General features: G+C 35.3%; 15 protein-coding genes. 8 read left to right on the top strand and 7 right to left on the bottom strand.

From position 1 onward, the window contains the following. Positions 1-277: 277 nt before the first annotated feature. A complete protein-coding gene (odhB, locus tag ACXX80_RS06345; protein ID WP_458552479.1) occupies positions 278-1,504 on the bottom strand; it encodes a 2-oxoglutarate dehydrogenase complex dihydrolipoyllysine-residue succinyltransferase in 1,227 nt (408 codons plus the stop codon). A 159-nt stretch (positions 1,505-1,663) separates the two neighbouring features. Further along, entirely contained in the window at positions 1,664-4,435 is a 2,772-nt protein-coding gene (locus ACXX80_RS06340; protein ID WP_458552477.1) for a 2-oxoglutarate dehydrogenase E1 component, read from the bottom strand. A gap of 119 nt (positions 4,436-4,554) precedes the next feature. On the opposite strand from ACXX80_RS06340, the gene ACXX80_RS06335 reads away from it, so the two are divergent. Next, complete coding sequence (locus tag ACXX80_RS06335; protein WP_458552476.1) at positions 4,555-5,097, top strand: hypothetical protein; 543 nt, start codon at positions 4,555-4,557, stop codon at positions 5,095-5,097. 9 nt (positions 5,098-5,106) lie between these two features. Then, positions 5,107-6,438 carry an alkaline phosphatase D family protein gene (locus ACXX80_RS06330; protein WP_458552474.1) on the top strand — a complete coding sequence of 444 codons (1,332 nt, stop codon included), beginning with the start codon at positions 5,107-5,109 and terminating at the stop codon, positions 6,436-6,438. Here the strand turns inward: ACXX80_RS06330 and ACXX80_RS06325 are convergent, their stop codons facing one another. Together ACXX80_RS06325 and ACXX80_RS06320 are read right to left on the bottom strand one after the other, a co-directional pair. Further along, complete coding sequence (locus tag ACXX80_RS06325) at positions 6,439-6,789, bottom strand: hypothetical protein (protein WP_458552473.1); 351 nt, start codon at positions 6,787-6,789, stop codon at positions 6,439-6,441. Positions 6,790-6,928: 139 nt separating this feature from the next. After that, positions 6,929-7,903, bottom strand: coding sequence for a polyprenyl synthetase family protein (locus tag ACXX80_RS06320; RefSeq protein WP_458552471.1), 975 nt, complete (start codon positions 7,901-7,903; stop codon positions 6,929-6,931). A 195-nt stretch (positions 7,904-8,098) separates the two neighbouring features. Here ACXX80_RS06320 and ACXX80_RS06315 point away from each other — a divergent pair, with 195 nt between their 5' ends. The 5 genes from ACXX80_RS06315 to ACXX80_RS06295 all read left to right on the top strand — a co-directional run bounded on the left by ACXX80_RS06315 (position 8,099) and on the right by ACXX80_RS06295 (position 14,989). After that, a complete protein-coding gene (locus tag ACXX80_RS06315; protein ID WP_458552469.1) occupies positions 8,099-8,620 on the top strand; it encodes a YceI family protein in 522 nt (173 codons plus the stop codon). A gap of 125 nt (positions 8,621-8,745) precedes the next feature. Continuing rightward, positions 8,746-9,342 carry a TetR/AcrR family transcriptional regulator gene (locus tag ACXX80_RS06310; RefSeq protein WP_458552468.1) on the top strand — a complete coding sequence of 199 codons (597 nt, stop codon included), beginning with the start codon at positions 8,746-8,748 and terminating at the stop codon, positions 9,340-9,342. 1 nt (position 9,343) lies between these two features. Beyond that, positions 9,344-10,684, top strand: coding sequence for a TolC family protein (locus tag ACXX80_RS06305; protein WP_458552467.1), 1,341 nt, complete (start codon positions 9,344-9,346; stop codon positions 10,682-10,684). Positions 10,685-10,689: 5 nt separating this feature from the next. Then, positions 10,690-11,757, top strand: coding sequence for an efflux RND transporter periplasmic adaptor subunit (locus tag ACXX80_RS06300; protein WP_458552466.1), 1,068 nt, complete (start codon positions 10,690-10,692; stop codon positions 11,755-11,757). A gap of 64 nt (positions 11,758-11,821) precedes the next feature. Further along, the gene (locus ACXX80_RS06295; RefSeq protein ID WP_458552464.1) at positions 11,822-14,989 is read left to right on the top strand and encodes an efflux RND transporter permease subunit; all 3,168 of its coding nucleotides are present in this window, start codon (positions 11,822-11,824) and stop codon (positions 14,987-14,989) included. An 85-nt stretch (positions 14,990-15,074) separates the two neighbouring features. On the opposite strand, the gene ACXX80_RS06290 is transcribed toward ACXX80_RS06295, so the two are convergent. Together ACXX80_RS06290 and ACXX80_RS06285 are read right to left on the bottom strand one after the other, a co-directional pair. Beyond that, positions 15,075-15,515: a LexA family protein gene (locus ACXX80_RS06290; RefSeq protein ID WP_458552463.1), complete on the bottom strand. Its 441-nt coding sequence runs from the start codon at positions 15,513-15,515 to the stop codon at positions 15,075-15,077. Then, complete coding sequence (locus tag ACXX80_RS06285) at positions 15,506-16,780, bottom strand: Y-family DNA polymerase (RefSeq protein WP_458552461.1); 1,275 nt, start codon at positions 16,778-16,780, stop codon at positions 15,506-15,508. Before ACXX80_RS06285 ends, ACXX80_RS06290 begins: the two co-directional genes overlap by 10 nt. A 402-nt stretch (positions 16,781-17,182) precedes the next feature. On the opposite strand from ACXX80_RS06285, the gene ACXX80_RS06280 reads away from it, so the two are divergent. Beyond that, on the top strand, positions 17,183-17,851 hold the full coding sequence (locus tag ACXX80_RS06280; RefSeq protein ID WP_458552459.1) for a hypothetical protein: 669 nt from the start codon (positions 17,183-17,185) through the stop codon (positions 17,849-17,851). Positions 17,852-18,007: 156 nt separating this feature from the next. On the opposite strand, the gene ACXX80_RS06275 is transcribed toward ACXX80_RS06280, so the two are convergent. Beyond that, on the bottom strand, positions 18,008-19,966 hold the full coding sequence (locus ACXX80_RS06275) for an OmpA family protein (protein ID WP_458552457.1): 1,959 nt from the start codon (positions 19,964-19,966) through the stop codon (positions 18,008-18,010). Positions 19,967-19,969 lie beyond the last annotated feature (3 nt).

The raw sequence follows: 19,969 nt of genomic DNA, 5'->3' as shown, positions 1-19,969 counted from the left end.
ATACAAGGACTTAACTTTATTTTATGAGACATAAAATAAAGATGCACAACAGCATAAAAATCCATAATGTTGTGGTAATGTTATGGCTTATTCCTAAGACAACACATCTATTTTTAAATAAAATATAATTAATTATGTAATTAAAAATCATAATCGCAATAAAAAACAAAAATAAATACGCTTTTATAGTTCGTAAATTAATCAACAAAAAAATCCCGCCGTGTTATTCAACAAGGCGGGATTAAGATATATTTTTATAAAGTTGACAAAGCCAATTTTACAACTCTAAAGCTTTTTTAGGGTTGTTATCCATCAATAATTCCATTGGGTTTTCTAACGCTTCTTTTACCGCAACTAAGAATCCAACAGACTCACGACCATCAATGATTCTATGGTCATAAGACAATGCTACATACATCATTGGATGAATTTCAACTTTACCATTTACAGCAATTGGACGCTCAATAATGTTGTGCATTCCAAGAATTCCTGATTGTGGAGGATTGATGATTGGTGTACTCAACATACTTCCAAAAACACCACCATTAGTAATCGTAAACGTTCCTCCGGTCATATCATCAACTGTGATTTGTCCGTCACGTGCTTTAAGCGCTAATCTTTTAATATCTGCTTCAACTCCACGGAAAGTCAAGTTTTCAGCATTACGAACTACAGGAACCATTAATCCTTTTGGTCCTGAAACTGCAATTGAAATATCGCAAAAATCGAAAGCAATTTTGTGATCACCATCCATCATTGAGTTTACATCTGGGAAAAGCTGCAACGCTCTGGTTACTGCTTTAGTAAAGAAAGACATGTATCCTAAACCTATTCCGCCATGTTTTGCTTTGAACGCATCTTTGTATTCATTACGAATCAAATTGATTGGCGTCATGTTTACTTCATTAAAAGTAGTCAACATTGCTGTTTCGTTTTTAGCGGCAACTAATCTTTCAGCCACTTTACGACGCAACATAGATAATTTAGTACGCTCTGTTCCACGAGATCCACCTGTAGGAGTTCCCATTGAAGGCACAGCATTTACGGCATCATCTTTAGTGATTCTTCCGTCTTTTCCAGTTCCAGTTATTGAAGCTGGCGCTATATTTTTTTCGTCTAATATTTTTCTTGCTGCTGGAGATGGAGTTCCTGAAGCGTAAGTTGCTGCTGGAGCTGCTGCTACGGGAGCTGCTTTTGGTGCTTCTGCTTTAACTTCAGCTTTTGGTGCTTCAACTGCCACCGCCGGTGCATCACCTGCTGGTTTTGCTGCACTCGTATCGATTAAACAAACTACCGCTCCTACTGCTACTGCATCGCCTTCTTCTGCTTTTAAAGTAATGATTCCGCTTGCTTCTGCTGGCAATTCTAATGTTGCTTTATCAGAATCAACCTCAGCAATTGCTTGGTCTTTTTCTACATAATCTCCGTCTTTTACCAACCAAGTTGCAATTTCAACTTCCTTTATAGATTCCCCTGGTGATGGGACTTTCATTTCTAAAATCATCTCTTATTATTTTAAATTATGAATTTTAAGTTTTAAATTGTTCTAGAACAACCTATGTTTATTATATATACTATTTTTTAGCCCTGATGGAAACGGCATCCTTTTTCTAGCTTCTTTAGCTAGGAAAAGATATAGTGCACAGCAGGAAATAGCTCCTTATTATCTAAATAAATTTTTATCAAAAACCATTTTTATTGCATCGGCCTGACGGCGTTTTGCTCTTGTATAACTACCAGCTGCAGGAGCCGCGTAAGCTTTTAGAGACGCCAATCTCCATTTCACTAAATCGAAATTCATCAACATAAAGCTGTATGCTCCCATGTTTTTTGGCTCTTCTTGTGCCCAAACATAATCATCAACGTTTGGATATTTAGCTATAATCGCTTTTAATTGTTCTACCGGCAATGGGAATAATTGTTCGATTCTAACAACTGCTACATCTTTGCGACCGTTATTTTCTCTTTCGGCAGTAATGTCATAATAGAATTTTCCAGTACAGAAAACCAGTGTTTTCACATCAGCTTTATTTACAGTTTCATCATCGAATGTTTCCTGAAAACTACCTGTTGCTAATTCCTCTACTGTAGATACACATCTTGGATCACGTAACAAACTCTTTGGTGTAAACACCACAAGTGGTTTACGGAACGTTGTTTTCATTTGTCTTCTTAACAAGTGAAAGAAATTGGCTGGCGTTGTACAATCCGCAACATACATATTATGTCTGGCGCAAAGTTGTAAATAACGCTCCATTCTGGCTGAGGAGTGCTCTGCTCCTTGACCTTCATAACCGTGAGGCAACAATAAAACAATTCCGTTTTGGTTGTTCCATTTATCTTCTCCACAAGAGATGTATTGGTCAATCATAATTTGGGCTCCATTACTGAAATCTCCAAATTGCGCTTCCCAAATGGTTAATGTATTTGGGTTTGCCAAAGCATATCCATAATCAAATCCTAAAACACCGTATTCAGACAAAAGAGAATTGAAAATATTGAATTTCCCTTTTTTATTTTCGATAGCATTCAATAAGATTACTTCTTCCTCAGAATCTTCTACTTTAACCACAGCGTGACGGTGAGAGAATGTACCACGCTCTACGTCTTGACCTGAAATACGAATATCAAAACCTTCTGTCAAAAGCGAACCATAAGCTAATGTCTCTGCAGTTCCCCAATCTATAGTGTTATTGTCGTAACCTGTTTTTCTATCAGTGACAATTTTACTTATTTTGTTTATGAACTTCTTATCTGACGGTAGGCTTGAGATTGTTTTTATGATAGAATCTAATCCGTCTTTAGTATAAGAAGTATCATATTTTTCAAGCATTTGCTTGTCGGTAACTTGCTCAAAACCTTTCCATTCATTTTTCATAAATGGAGTAATAATAGTCAAATCTTTTTTACGGGATTCTTCTAAGTTTACCTCCAAGTTTGATTTGTATTCATGTTCCAATCCTTTTACAAAAGTGCTGTCGATTACTCCTTCGGCAAGCAATTTATCCATGTAAATATCTCTCGGATTTTTGTGCTTTGCAATGATTTTGTATAATACTGGCTGCGTAAAACGAGGCTCATCACCTTCGTTATGTCCGTATTTTCTATATCCTAATAAATCGATGAAAACGTCACGACCAAATTGCATTCTGAAATCCAATGCAAATGACATTGCGTGAACTACCGCTTCAGCATCATCTGCGTTTACGTGTAATACTGGCGAAAGCGTTACTTTGGCAACATCCGTACAATATGTAGAAGAACGCGCATCAAGGTAATTAGTGGTAAAACCTACTTGATTATTGATTACAATATGGATTGTCCCTCCGGTTTTATAACCGTCCAGTTGTGCCATTTGTACAATCTCATAAAGAATTCCCTGACCTGCAATTGCAGCATCACCGTGAACGGCTATTGGCAATACTTTAGAGAAATCGTTAGGGAAATATTTGTCTTGTTTTGCTCTTGTGATTCCTTCGATTACTGCACCTACAGTTTCAAGATGTGAAGGATTTGGGGCTAAATTGATATTTATATTTTTTCCAGTGCTGGTAACTTTGTCAGCAGTAAGTCCTAAATGGTACTTTACATCTCCGTCAAAATATTCCTGGTCGTAATCCTTACCATCAAACTCTCCAAAAATGTCTTGGGTTGATTTGCCAAAAATATTTGCCAAAACATTCAAACGACCACGGTGTGCCATTCCCATTACAAATTGCTCTACTCCTTTTTCGGCTGCTTTTTCAATTAAAGCATCTAAAGCAGGTATGATTGATTCTCCACCTTCAAGAGAAAAACGTTTTTGACCTACATATTTAGTGTGCAAAAAGTTTTCAAAAGAAACAGCTTGGTTTAATTTATTTAGAATTGATTTCTTTTCGTCCAAAGAAAATTTAGGCTGATTGTCATTAACTCCTAATTTTTTCTGAATCCACTCTACCACTTCCGGTTTACGGATATACATATACTCCACACCAATGTGCTGACAATATATGGTGTCAAGGTGAGTTATAATTTCCTGAAGCGTACAAGGCTGTATGTTAATAACCTTTGCCGCATCAAAAACAGTATTTAAATCTGCTGCTGATAGTCCGAAATTTGTGATTTCAAGTGTTGGCGATGTTGTACGTCTTTCACGAACTGGATTTGTTTTGGTAAACAAGTGACCACGAGAACGGTACCCATCTATTAATTTCAATACATTAAATTCCTTTTGAAGCTTATCTGATACTAAATTGATATCTGAATTATTAGCTGCAAAATTAGCGATTTGCTCCACTTTGTTTTCCTCATTGTAAGTCGTCATCCCAAAATCGAAACCTTGAAAAAAACTTCTCCAACTTGGCTCAACGCTGTCTGGATTCTCTAAATATTGATCGTATAATTGTGCGAAAAATTCGGTGTGTGCTGCGTTTAAAAATGAAAACCTATCCATAATATGTGGTGAATATACTTTTTTGTTAAAATAGTTTGGCAAAAGTACAATAATAGAATAAATTTATAATTTATTTTAAGATACTTTTACATTGAAAAATGTTAAAAAACTGAAAACTTATGACAAAGAATAGCTTTTTATACGATTCCAAATCATTATTGGTGATTATTATCCTATTTTTTTCAAGTTGCTTGTTTGCACAGCAAAATACATCGCCTCCAAAAACAGAAAATCAGTTTTGGAGAAATGTGCAATTTGGGGGCGGAATTGGCTTAGGCTTTGGTTCTGGTTATACGGATATCTCATTAGCACCAAGCGCCATTTACAATTTCAATGAATATGTGGCTTTGGGTGTTGGCTTACAATATAAATATTTAAAGCAAAGAGATTATTACGCTTCCCATTTGTACGGCGGGAGTGTTATAGGATTATTTAATCCAATACACGAAATTCAACTTTCGGCTGAACTGGAACAATTAAGAGTCAATGTAAACTTAGATGGATCTAATAGCAATTCACAAGATTATTGGAATACCGGATTGTTTCTTGGCGCTGGATATAGATCTGGAAATGCAACAATTGGTGCCCGTTACAATGTTTTGACCGATAAGAATAATATTTATGGCAGTGCCTTTATGCCTTTTATCAGAGTTTATTTTTAATCATTTCACATGAAAAAAATTTTTCAACTCTTACTTATAGTATTTTCAACCTATAGTATTGCGCAAAATAGCCTTTTGCAATCCGGACCCATGATAGGGTATTGTGAAATGACAGAAGCTGTCATTTGGTTGCAAACTAGCAAAAAAGCCTCGGTTAAAATAGCTTATTTTGCCATTGACAATCCTACCAAAATATTTTACTCAGATTTTTATTCGTCTTCAAAAGAAGTTGGTTTCACCCATCATATCATTTTAGACGAATTAAGTCCTGGAAAAAAATATAAGTATGATGTTTTCATAAATGACAAAAAAATCATCTTGCCTTACGAGACTTCTTTTTCATCAAAAAAACTCTGGGAATGGCGAGAAGATGCTCCTGATTTCACAGTCGCAATTGGAAGTTGTTCCTATTTTAACGAAACTCCACTGGACAGACCAGGAAAAGCGTATGGAAGTGAATATAGTATTTTTGAAAGTATTGCCAACAAAAATCCAGAAATTATGATTTGGAGTGGTGACAATATATATTTACGAGAAGCTGACTGGGATAGTAAAACCGGAATTTATCATCGGTACACTCATTCAAGGTCCATAAAAGAAATACAGCCTTTACTAGCAAAAACCCAGAATTTTGCCATTTGGGATGATCATGATTTTGGTCCGGATGATAGCGATGGCAGTTTTTACAACAAATTTCTGACTCAAAAAGCATTTAAAGATTTTTGGGCAAACAAAAGCTATGGCATGAATCCAGAGCAAAATGAAGGCATTTATTCTACGTTTAGCTGGAGTGATGCGCAGTTCTTTTTACTGGATGATCGGTTTTTCAAAACTCCTAACAACAGGATTACAGGCGAGAGAACGGTTTTAGGCAATACTCAGCTAGATTGGCTGATTAATGCCTTAAGTTCTTCAAAAGCCAACTTTAAAATAATTGTGATTGGCGGACAAGTACTAAACTCAGTAACAGAAAAAGAAAACTATAGCAATTATCCTAAAGAGAAAGAAAAACTGCTAAAAGAAATTCTCGAGAATAAAGTTAAAGGAGTTTTATTCATAAGTGGTGACAGACATTTTACTGAGTTTTCTGAAGTTCCCCGAGAGAATACTTATTCCTTATTTGACTGGACTGTTTCACCATTAACTTCAGGCGTTGCTTCTGAAGTTGCGTTAAAGGAAAACAATATTTATAGAACCAAAGGCAGCTTGATTACGCAACATAATTTTGGTACGATTTCATTCTTAGGTTCCAAAGAAAACCGCCAAATTAAACTAACTGTTTTTGACTCCAAAGGAATTGAATTATGGAATAAAACAATCTTAAAAAAAGACTTACAATAACTAATACTTATTCCTAAACCAGACTTTTTGCCATTCCCTTTTTAGAATTAGAAAAGCGACTTGTTCTGCCAGAATTACTAAATCCGAACCGTCTAGTTTTTTTATTTCTTCCTCAGAAACATCAATTATGTAAAGCAAATTGAGGTATTCGGCGAATTTATACTGAATAAGTCGGTAGATTTTTTCATGAAGCTGTAACTTTAATTCATTAGGAGAAATACTTAAAGGAAAGTCAATTGCTTCATTAGCCAAATTGAAATCCTTATTTATTTGTTCGATTAATTTCAAATATAAGTTTTCGCCTTCTGCTTCACTAAGTAGTAAATCCGTATTTTTTGGAACTATAAACATATCTTTAAAATTTCAATGGCAATATCAATAGCAATTTTCAATATTGTTGTTATGGTACAATTTACTTCTTGTTAATTTTAAATATCAACTTTCAAAATCAACGTTGCTATTGATTATTGAAATTGTTATTGAAATTGAATTACACTTTTCTTCCCATTAAATTCTCACCAAAAGCTTTCAACATTTCTTTTTTATCAACGCTGATATTCATTTTATCCAAAGTTTGAAAAGCCTTAAATGTAAAATCTTGTATGGCATCTTGAGTTGCTTTTGAAGCACCTGAATTGTTAAAAAGCTCTTTTACCGTTTTGATTTTTTCAGTATTGTCTTCTGGCTGAATAGAGAACAATCGTCTCAATTCTTCTGCTTCTGCTTCTTTTGAAAAAGCAACAGCTTTTAGATATAAATATGTTTTTTTATTTTCTATAATATCCCCGCCTACTTGTTTTCCAAAGGTTTCCGGATCACCAAAAGCGTCCAGGAAATCATCCTGTAATTGAAAAGCCAAACCTAAATTCAATCCGAAATCATAAATCAAATTTGCGTTTTCTTCTGAAGTTTCTGCAATAATCGCCCCCATTTTCATGGCTGCAGCAACTAAAACAGCTGTTTTATATTGAATCATTTTCAGGTATTCCGGAATGGTAACGTCATTTCTTTCTTCAAAATCGACATCCCATTGTTGCCCTTCGCAAACTTCAAGAGCTGTTTTGCTGAATAACTTAGCTAAATTCCGAAAAATAATAGGTTCATATTGTTCGAAATACTGGTACGCTAAAATCAGCATTGCATCACCCGATAAAATTCCGGTGTTTAAATTCCATTTCTCGTGAACCGTTTCCTGACCTCTGCGCAATGGCGCATCATCCATAATATCATCATGAACCAATGAGAAATTATGAAAAACTTCAACAGCCAAAGCTGCCGGCAGCGCTTTCTTATAATCGGCATCAAAAATCTCTGCACTCATCAATGTAAGAACCGGACGCATTCTTTTACCTCCAAGATCTAATATGTAATGTATGGGTTCGTATAGATTTCTAGGTTCTTTGGTTTCATATTGTGATTGCAAATAATCCGAAAGAAACTCTTGATACTGGTAAATAGAATGCATAAAATAATTTTTTGGCTAATTTACAGTATTCAATTTGCATTACAAACTCCGTTTCATTATCAAATGTTAAATAAATCAAAATACATTGGAAACTATTTTGGTATTCAAAGTTTCCGCCTTACATTTGCCAACGAAAATTTAACATTTAAAATTTTTAGCGGTTATAATTAAATTCCAAATACAACACAACGAATTATGAAAACAAAATGGACAGTTGACTCAAATCAATCAGATGTTCTGATAAAAATGAGACACTCAATAATTGCGTATCTGGCAGGCTCCATAAATAAATTCGACGGACATATTGATATTGAGAATAATGAGATAGAAAATGCTTCAATAGAATTCTCTTTGGATGTCAATAATAAAGATTCAAAACTGGAACAAATAGATACTTACCTGGGATTGAACGACTTATTTGACATTAAGAAATTTCCCGTTATTAGCTTTAAGTCGACTTCATTTGAAAAAGTTAATAAAAATATTAATTTTTTGAAAGGAAATCTAACCATAAAAAACATCACAAAAGTAGTGGAGCTTGATGCTGAATTCATTGGATTCAATATATATGATGGCGATAAAAAAGCTGCTTTTGAAATAACAGGTCAAATTAATCGCAAGGATTTTGGTTTGAACTTCACTTCATTTAATCAAACTGGTGGTTTGGCTTTAGGACAAGATATTAAGTTTATGGCAAACTTAGAATTAACAGCTTAACAAGAACGCGAATGTTAAATAATCATAAACTTTAGGAAACTATTTTGGTTTTCAAAGTTTCCAAATTACATTTGCATCAAATTTAACAGTTTAAATGAATCACAACTGATTAAAAATTAAAGAAAATGAAAGAGAAAATTATATCCAAAGCAAAAGAGATGTTTTTGAAACTTGGTTTCAAAAGTATCACCATGGATGATATTGCCGGTGAAATGTGCATTTCAAAGAAAACGATTTATAAATATTTTGCTAATAAAGAGTTACTCATAGAAGAAAGTGTTCAAGTAATTCATACTGAAGTAAACACGATCATAAACACGATAACCTCTCAAGATTTTAATGCCATAGAAGAGAATTTTGAAATCAGACGGATGTTTGAAAACATGTTTAAGTCTACTGATACTTCACCGGTGTACCAATTAAAAAAGCACTACCCTGAGGTGTACCAAAAAGTGTTATCTGATCAAGTAGAAATGTGCGAGTCCTGTTTTAGAAAAAACATCGAAAAAGGAATAGCCCAAGGTTTATACCGTGACGACCTAAATGTAGATGCATACGTCAAGTTTTATTACATGTTAATTTTTTCGATCAACGAAAACATAAGGTCAGAACGAGAAGCATTTGCCCTTGAAATGGAAGCACTACAATACCATACCAGAGCTATGGCAACAGAAAATGGTATACTGGAACTAGAGAGAAATTTAATTAAATCAAGCTTATAAAATGAGAAAAACAATTATACTAATGACCGTGCTGCTTTCTTTAAGCATCAATGCACAAGAAATAAAAAGCCTTACTTTACAAGACGCCGTCGTATACGCTTTGGAGAATAAAGCCGATGCAAAAAAGGCAAGATTACAAGTTGAAAGAGGCGAATACGAAATTCAAGAAGTTCGTTCAAGGGCTTTGCCTCAAATTGCAGCAAATGGTAGCTTAAATTACAACCCAATTTTACAAACTACCGTAATTGACGGAGCTGGATTCGGTCAACCTGGAACTACTATTCAAGCTGCTTTTGGTCAAAAATGGAGCTCAACTGCAGGAGTTTCCCTTAATCAAGCCCTATACGACCAAGCTGTATTTATAGGTTTGAAGGCGGCAAAATCAACTCGTGAGTTTTACCAAATAAACGCACAATTAACTGAAGAGCAAGTTATAGAGCGTGTAGCCAATGCCTACTACCAAGTTTACGTAACACGCCAAAACTTAACTGTACTAGACAACAACCTTAAAAACACCACAAAAGTTAAGGACATCATAAAAGGACAATACGATAATGGATTGGCCAAAAAAATTGACTTGGACAGGACTTTGGTACGCATATCAAACATCAATACGCTACGTCAGCAAACCATAAATGCCGTTACACTGCAAGAAAATGCTTTGAAATTTTTCATGGGTTTACCAATGAATACTCGCATTTCTATTCCAGAAACGGAATTCGAAATTACTCCAAATGCTCTTTCGTTAACACCGGATACTACAACAAGAACCGAATATTTATTGCTTAAAAAGAACGAACAATTATTGGAGTACCAAAAAAAATCTATAGAGGCTGCCTACTACCCAAGTTTATCACTTACTGGAGGATATAACTTCATTGGTCAAGGTCCAGAGATGCCTTGGTTCAAGAAACCATCAGATGGAGTGTACTGGTCTGATTTTGCTTCGGTAGGCTTAAATTTACGTATCCCAATCTTTTCTGGATTTGGAACAAAATCAAGAGTAAGCCAAGCTGATAACAAGCTTGCTTCTATAAAAGTTGATTTAGAAGAAACGAAACTGGCACTGGATTTACAATATACCAACGCTAGAACACAAATTGAAAATAGCATAGTATCTATCAACAATCAAAAAGAAAATGCAAAACTAGCGCAAGAAGTCTTGACCAATACTAACAACAACTATACTCAAGGCCTAGCATCATTAACGGATCTACTTGAAGCAGAAAGCGAACTTGTTGTTGCTCAAAACAATTACACTACAGCGCTATTAGAATATAAATTAGCCGAAATACAATTAATTAAAGCAAAAGGAGAACTAAAAACATTAACCAACAAATAATCAAAATGAAAAAAATTATCATAACCGTAGTTGTAATTGCTGCCTCTCTAGGAATTATTGCTTACGTACTTACAAATAACAAAAAAGAGAACGAAGCTAAAACTGCGATTGTAGCTGAGAAAAATGCAACGATATCCGTAAGAACTGATGTGGTAAAAACAGAAGAAGTTTCTCTTGACTTTGTTTCTAACGGAAATTTTGAACCAGTTCAAGAATTAAAATTCTCAGCAGAAAAGTCAGGTAAAATAACCAAAATATTAGCCAAAGAAGGTGATTACGTGAGCGTAGGACAAACCCTTGCTATTGTACGTAGTGATGTGGTTAATGTAAATGCTCAAAACGCAAATGCAATTTATCAAAACGCAGTTGCTGATTACAACCGATTTGAAAATGCATTTAAAACAGGTGGTGTAACCAAACAACAATTAGACCAAGCCAAACTACAAATGGTAAATGCTAAGTCACAATTGACACAAGCTAACATTAACGTTGGTGATACTAGAATCAAAGCGCCAATAAGTGGGTTTATCAATAAAAAACACATAGAAGTAGGATCTATCATTACAGGAATGCCTGCAACACAATTATTTGACATTGTAAACGTTTCAAAATTAAAATTGAAAGTTAACGTAAATGAAAGTCAAGTTGCTGGATTAAGAGTAGGAACTGCTACTACTGTAGTTGCCAGTGTGTATCCAGACAAAACTTTTTCAGGAAAAATAACTTTCATTGCAGCAAAAGCTGATGAAACTTTAAACTTCCCTGTGGAAATAGAAATTACAAACAACGCTAACAAAGACCTAAAAGCAGGAATGTACGGTACTGCTGCTTTTGCATCTAACCAACAAAAACAAGCTCTAAAAATTGTTCCAAGAAATGCCTTTGTAGGTAGTGTAAGCAGCAACCAAATTTTTGTAATTGAAAATGGAACTGCCAAGTTAAAAACAGTAACTGCTGGAAGAATTCTGGGCGATAAAGTAGAGATCTTAAACGGCCTTGAAGATGGTGAGCAAGTAATTGTAACCGGACAAATCAATTTGCAAGACGGAAGCAAAGTGGAAGTTATTAAATAAGTCTTAAAGTCGAAAGTCTTAAAGTCATCAAGAAACAGTTCAAAGCCTAAAGCACCTTAACAACATGAAATTAGCAGAAATATCCATAAAACGTCCTTCGTTAGTCATCGTATTGTTCACAATACTTACGCTAGGCGGACTGTTCAGCTATAGCCAATTAGGCTATGAGTTGATCCCAAAATTTGAAACCAATGTGATTTCGATTGCAACGGTTTATCCCGGAGCATCACCTAGTGAGGTTGAAAATACCGTTACCAAGAAAATTGAAGATGCGATTTCGTCCCTGGAAAACATCAAAAAAATTGATTCTAAGTCTTTTGAAAGTTTATCCTCGGTTTCGATAACATTAACATCTAATGCTGATGTAAATATTTCTATGAATGATGCGCAGCGTAAAATAAATGCCATCATCAATGACTTACCAGATGACGCTCAGGCACCTTCATTAAACAAGTTTTCGTTAAGCGATTTACCAATTATGACCATTGGTGCCAACGGAAAAATGGACGAAGTTGCGTTTTACGACTTAATAGACAAGAAACTTGCACCGGTACTTTCTCGTGTGCAAGGAGTAGCTCAAGTTAATATCACTGGCGGACAAGAGCGAGAAATACAAGTGAATCTGGATGCTGTAAAAATGCAAGCCTATGGACTTTCTATTCCACAGGTACAACAGAATATTTTATCCTCTAACTTGGATTTCCCAACAGGGAACATTCAAACTCGAGAGCAAAAAATATTAATTCGTTTAGCCGGAAAATATAAAAATGTTGAGGAGCTAAAAAACTTAATTGTGTCCTCACGAGGAGGAATCCAAGTTCGTTTAGGAGATGTTGCAGATGTACAAGACACGCAAAAAATTACGGATAAAGTGGCTCGTGTGAACCAGAAAAGTGCCATTATTTTACAAATTATTAAGCAATCTGATGCCAACGCAGTTGCTGTAAGTGAAGAATTGGTGAAAACCATTGCGAGACTGGAAGGAGAATATAAAGCTGCCGATTTAAAACTAGAAATCGCGAAAGACAGTACTGTATTTACACTTGAAGCTGCTGATGCCGTAGTGCACGATTTACTTATTGCCGTTCTTTTAGTGGCTTTTGTCATGCTGTTTTTCTTGCATAGTATTCGAAACTCCTTGATTGTAATGGTATCTATCCCTGCATCCTTAATTGCTACATTTATTGGTATTTACTTAATGGGTTACACCTTAAACTTAATGAGTTTGTTAGGATTGTCACTCGTTGTAGGTATTCTTGTGGATGATGCTATTGTGGTATTGGAAAATATTTACCGACACATGGAAATGGGCAAAAACAAAGTTCGAGCTGCCTATGATGGTACGGCCGAAATTGGTGGAACTGTAGTATCGATTACGCTTGTAATTGTGGTTGTGTTTTTACCAATTGCATTGAGTTCTGGTCTGGTTTCTAATATTATTACGCAATTTTGTGTCACAGTAATTATATCCACTTTATTGTCATTAGTTGCTTCGTTTACTATTATTCCTTGGTTATCATCTAGATACGGAAAATTAGAACATATTGAAGGTAAAAACCTTTTTGGACGAATCATTCTTGGTTTTGAAAGTTATTTAACCCGTTTCATCAACTGGATCTCAGGATTACTGACATGGTCTTTGGATCATTATAAAACAACACTTGCCATTGTTTTAGTTTTATTCTTCAGCTCAATTGCATTGGTACCAGCAGGATTTATTGGTGGTGAATTCTTTGCAGCATCGGATAGTGGTGAGTTTTTAGTTCAAATCGAAATGCCGAAAGATGCTTCGCTAGAACAAACCAATTTCATGACGCAAAAAGCAGAAGCCTTTTTAGACAAAGAAGATTTTGTTCACAGTCAATTTACTATTGTGGGTCAAACTAGTGGCGGCATGGGGGCTTCACAATCAACTGCTTATAAATCAGAAATTAACGTGAAAATGGTTGAATTAGACCAGCGCGATGAACCTGCAAATGTTTACGCTGCAAAAACCAAACGTAAATTAGAAAAATTACTAGTGGGTGCCAAAGTAAAAACAGTTCCTGTAGGTATTTTAGGAACAGCTGAAGATGCTACTTTAGGACTTATTGTAACAGGTCCAGATGTAGAAAGTGCTATGAAATTTGCTATTGCTGCCGAAAAAGAATTGCGCACTATTCCAGGTGCTACAGAAATTGAATTATCGGTAGAGGACGGAAATCCTGAAGTAAACGTAAAAGTAGACAGAGATAAAATGGCCGCACTTGGTTTGAGTTTACAAACCGTAGGTATGACAATGCAAACTGCTTTTAGTGGAAACACAGACGGGCGTTTTAGAGCTGGAGAATACGAATACGACATCAATATTAAGTATAATGCTTTTGATAGAAAAAGCATTGCTGATGTAAGCAACTTGATATTCATTAATGATATGGGTCAACAAATCAAATTAAATCAATTTGCAACCGTAACTGAAGGTTCTGGTCCAAGCCAATTAGAACGTAGAGACAAAACAGCGTCTGTAACTGTTAAAGGCCAAAATGTGGGAGTTGCTTCTGGAACAATTGTTGCGCAATGGCAAGAAAAAATAGATCAACTAAAAAAACCTACTGGTGTCAACTACATTTGGGGAGGTGATCAAGAAAACCAATCAGAAGGATTTGGAACATTAGGAATTGCTTTATTGGCTGCCATTATCTTGGTTTACCTAGTAATGGTTTCGTTATACGACAGTTTTGTACATCCATTCGTAGTATTATTTGCTATTCCGCTTTCGTTTATTGGAGCATTATTAGCCTTGGCTTTGACCAATAATACGTTGAATATTTTTACTATTCTTGGGGTGATTATGTTAATTGGTCTGGTTTGTAAAAATGCGATTATGCTTGTGGATTACACCAATCAGCGAAGAGCTGCGGGTGAGAGCATAAGAACCGCATTAATTCAAGCGAATCACGCACGTCTTCGTCCAATTTTGATGACAACCATTGCGATGGTATTTGGTATGTTCCCAATTGCATTAGCATCTGGTGCTGGTGCCGAATGGAAAAATGGATTGGCATGGGTAATTATTGGTGGATTAATCAGTTCATTATTCCTAACCTTAATTATTGTTCCGGTGATTTATGAAATCATGGAGAAATTAATTGCTAAATTCTCTAAAGGTCAAAAAGTAAATTATGAAGCTGAGATGATCGCTGATTATGAACACAGAGAATTAAATGAGGATGGAGTTACTCCAAAACACTAAAACCTTCTCATATAACAAAAAAACGACCTGCTCTTAATAGATGCAGGTCGTTTTTTTTGTAATAATTAAGTATAAATTAAATGGCTTACAGCTTTTTAATCACGTAGGTTACAATACCCCAAATGATGAGTTCGTTTTCCTCAGTGACTTTTATGGGTGGATAATCACTATTTTCTGGCATGAGATACAAACAATCTTTTTCAACCTTCATTCGCTTGACGGTAAACTCACCATCAATGAAACAAATGGCAATTTTATTGTTTTGTGGTTCCAAGCTTCTATCCACCACGAGAACATCTTTATCATTGATTCCCGCATCAATCATAGAATTTCCTTTAACCTTGATGTAAAAAGTAGCCAGCGGGTTTTCACTCAATTGTTTGTTCAAATCAATACTCATTTCCATAAAATCAGCTGCCGGCGATGGAAATCCTGCCGAAACACCTTCGCTGATGAAAGGAATTCGCAATTCACTTTCATAATCCGGCAGAAAAAAAGTCAGTTTTTGATCTTTATTTATAGACATTTTATTTCGAGTATATCTTTAAAATTAGTGGTGTATCTGGGTGACAGATGATTCTGATTCATGTTCCAAGTCAGACTTAAATTCTGTGTAGCCAACTTTACTTTCTTGTCACCAATTTTGTTATTGAGACCATCCATTACTTTCATCAACATCAAATGTTTTGGGTTTTCCTCGTCAAACAACTGAAACTGTTTCTTATTTTCATCAATCAATTCAGTGACGATGACGCCTGCTTTCTTGAATTTCAAATGCTCATTCCCTTGGTACAGTTTTTTCAACATATCGATGGCTGCATTAGAAATCGTCAACGTAGAATTTGAGGCATAAGGCAGTGTGATCGCCATGTTAAAATAATATTTTGAAGTTTGTATCGTATGTTTATCCACCACAAGCATCACAATAATGGTATGACAGCAGGAGTTTTGTTTTCGTAATTTTTCTGCGCAAACCGCAGCAAAAGTAGCTACACGTTCACGCAACAAATCAAACTCCGCAATTTGTTTAGGAAAACTTCTGGTTGTGGCGATACTTTTCTTTTGGTCCACAATAGGCTCTAAATCCAAGACTGATTTTCCTTCGAGTTCGTATTTTAAACGCATACCAACCACACCCATTTCTTTTTTAATCCACGCTTCATGTTGTGGCGCCGTAAAATCCAGTGCCGTCACAATATTTTTGACTTTCATCTTTTTATTCATTCGGTAACCAATGCCCCAAACGTCTTCAATCTTTGTCCATTTTAAGGCTTTGATTCGTTTTTCTTCGCTATCAATAACGTAAACACCTTTCGTTCTGTCTTGGAATTTTTTAGCAATTTTGTTGGCTACTTTTGACAATGCTTTGGTTTCGGCAAAGCCAATACAAACTGGAATTCCTACCCATTTTTGCACACGGGTTTTCATTTGGATTCCATAATCATGATAATCTAAAATCGTCAAACCATCAAAATTCAGGAAGGCTTCGTCAATGCTATAAATTTCTAGATTCGGTGTAAACTGACCTAAAATTGCCATTACTCGGTTACTCAAATCACCATAAAGCGGATAATTCGAAGAAAATACTTTTACATTTTTCTCTTTTACCAATTCCTTAATCTGAAATGCTGGCGCACCCATAGGAATCCCCACCGCTTTCGCTTCATTACTTCTGGAAATCACGCAACCGTCGTTATTTGACAAAATTGCAACCGGTTTCCCGTTGAATTTCGGCTGAAAAACACGTTCGCAGGAAGCATAGAAATTGTTACAATCGACTAAAGCGTACATGTTACAAAATTACTCAATATCCCTCGATGCGTGTTTGTAACTAAAGTTAATTTTAGGGATTGTTGATAAGTAGTTTTATATAAAAATATTTTAAAAAATTAGGTTCTATCTCTTTTATTGAGATTCGTTCTTTATCAAAACGATAAAAAAGCAATTTGAGCCCAACAAGAATTGTATTAAAAAAATCTTAATATTCCCTTCTCAATAAAATTATTTTATTTTTTTAAATATTTTAATTGTTTGATTTAATGCTAATTATATGTTTAAAATCAATTTATAAGCTAAAAACACAAAACCGTGATTCAAATCTTTGGCACGCTACTTGGATATACCTAATCAAATAAGTAAAAAAAGCGAAAGCCGAAAAGCTCAAGAGTAGGCAAAATTCAAAATATAATTATCATGAAAAAAATTACCTTTTTAGTAGCTAGTATCTTCGTATTTGGAGGTAGTTTAGTGAATGCAGCAGAGAAAATCGATTTTTCTGTAGAAAAAAGATCTGTTATAGATTTTAGAGATGCCGACCCAATTGTATTTACAGAAAGAGGAATTGAGTTCTTCATATTCCCTGACGGCCAATTTGATTTTAATACACGTCCTTCAAGCGGTTCAACTGGTGGCATGTATTATAAAACAGGCAAAAAAAACGGCATGAATAAAACGTATGGTGCACCAGCAAATGTTCGAAACGGAAATTATGGTGTAAAAGTAGAACACGATAATATGGGTAGAGTAAGACGTATTGGAAACGTTATGATCAACTATGACTCAAATGATAGAGTAAAACGAGTAGGTTCCGTTTATATGACCTACAACCGTTATGCTTTGGAACGAGTAGGTGGTTTAGAAATTATCTACAACCGTCGTGGTCAGATTGTTGATATTGTTGGAGCTGTAAAAGGTGGTAGCCGTTATGAATATAGTCAAAACAATTATGGAAACAATGATTATGGCAACAGCCAAAACTCAAATGATGATGATTACTACTATTACAGAACAAATGGTACAAAAGCCAAAATCGAGGACACTAAAGCATCAGGAAGTGTAGCCATCAGAATAGACAGAAGATAGTTAGTTAGTTATATAAATGGTTTGTTTGAAATTCCTACTGGTATACGTATCAGTGGGAATTTTTTTTGAATGCGTAATCTTACTTGATTTTATTTAATATAAATGCCCACAAAAAGGTTCTGCTTTTTGTGGGCATTTTTTGGTTTAAAAAATGATTTATTGCATCGAAACAATTAAAAACTCACTTCTTCTATTGGCTTGATGTTGCTCCTCTGTACAGTTTGATTTGTTCGTTGGTTCGCATCCACAATCGTTTACAAGTTGTGACTCTCCATATCCTTTAGCTGTTAATCGATTTGCAGCTATTCCATTTTTTATCAGCCATGCTTTTGTTGTATTCGCTCTTCTATCAGATAGTGCTTGGTTGTATGCAATGGTTTGTCTGCAATCTGTATGTGATCTAATGTCGATGGTCATCTTTGGGTATTGTTGCATCACTGCTAATACTTTTTCTAACTCAAAAGCCGCATCTTTACGAATAACTGATTTGTCTAAATCAAAATAAAGTATTGGAATATCTAAGGTCTTAGCTAAATCTGTACCTACATCAATAGCTCTTTTTCTTGGCTCTAAAGCCAATGGTCCTTGCGTTTCTCCTGATACTTTTGCTATAACGATTTTGTTCTCTTTTGTTTCATATTCTGGTTTTTCTCCACGTAAATAATACGTTTTTCCACATTCAACCTCAAAGGTATAGTCCCCTGATGATGGAGTTGTAATTTCTTGGATCAAATTAAAATTCGCATCAAACAAACTTACCTTGGCATTGGCCAAGACTAAACCTGTATCTTGATCCTTGATAACTCCTTGAAGTACTTGATTACAAACAGAAACAGGAAATTTATTGAATCTATAAATGTCATCAGATCCTAATCCACCCTCTCTATTGGAAGTCACAAATCCTTTTTTATTCTCTGCATCTATCACAAATGAAAAGTCGTCTTGGGTACTGTTTATAGGTGTTCCTAAGTTTTCAATAGTGATTCCTGGGGTTTTTGATGACAAATCCATAACAAACACATCTAAACCTCCAAGTCCAGGATGTCCATCACTGGCAAAATACATCTTATTATCTGGAGAGATATACGGAAACGTTTCTCGTGACTCCGTGTTAATAGGCAATCCTAGATTCTCTGGCGTGCCGTAAGTATCATTGGGATTGATGCTTACTTTAAAAAGATCTGATAAACCCTTGGTCCCTGGCATGTCTGATGCAAAATACAAGGTTTTCTCGTCAACACTCAAGGCTGGATGAGCTACACTATATTCATTACTATTAAAAGGTAATTCTTGTACATTTACCCATTTTCCATTTTCGTTTGTGGCTTTGTAGAGTTTTAATAATATAACACGTCTGCTGTCCTTTTGCTTTTTACCATTTAGATAATTATTACGCGTGAAATACATGGTTTGGCCATCTTTGGTAAAAACAGGTGTAGACTCATGAAACCTACTATTAATGTTTTTATTGAACACCTCTGGCTTGCCCATACTACCATCTGTGCTTATCTGGGAGCTGTACAAGTTGGTAAAAGATTCATTGTTCCACTTGAACACTTTCTTTTCTACTCCGCCTGTATCTCGTGCCGACGCAAAAAGAAGCGTGTTGTTGTAATAAGCACTACCGTAATCTGAGTACGGGGAGTTGATCCCTGCATCAAAAATTTCGTATTTTCCTGAATTTTCCTTTATCTCATTCAAGTAATCGCGCTGACTAGCAAAAAGTTTCCCACGCTGGTCTGTGGCTGATTTCGCTATGAATTGCTCTAACATTTTATCGGCCTTTGCATAGTTTCCTACTGCTTTTAAAGATTGAGAATACCTGTAATAGTACTCAGGCTCTTGGGAGGCATTCATCTCAAAAAGTGCTGTGTACCATTTCTCTGCCTTGATCAAATCGGCTATAAAAAAATAGGAGTCTCCTAGTTTTTGAAACATCTTTTCGTCTTTATAGCCTTTCGCTGCTACTTTCTCATAAGTAGCTATTGCATCAACGTAAGAATAATTATCGAATTTTTTATCTGCAGTAGCCACACCTTTTTTTTGAGTATATCCCACTAATGTGAATACCAAAAAAACTGCACAGCATAAGAAATGTTTGGCGCTTAATTTCATAAC

Source organism: Flavobacterium sp. GNP002, from assembly GCF_054343795.1.
Note: the sequence above shows the minus strand (reverse complement) of the source record. Positions and strands in the feature narration are given on the sequence as shown.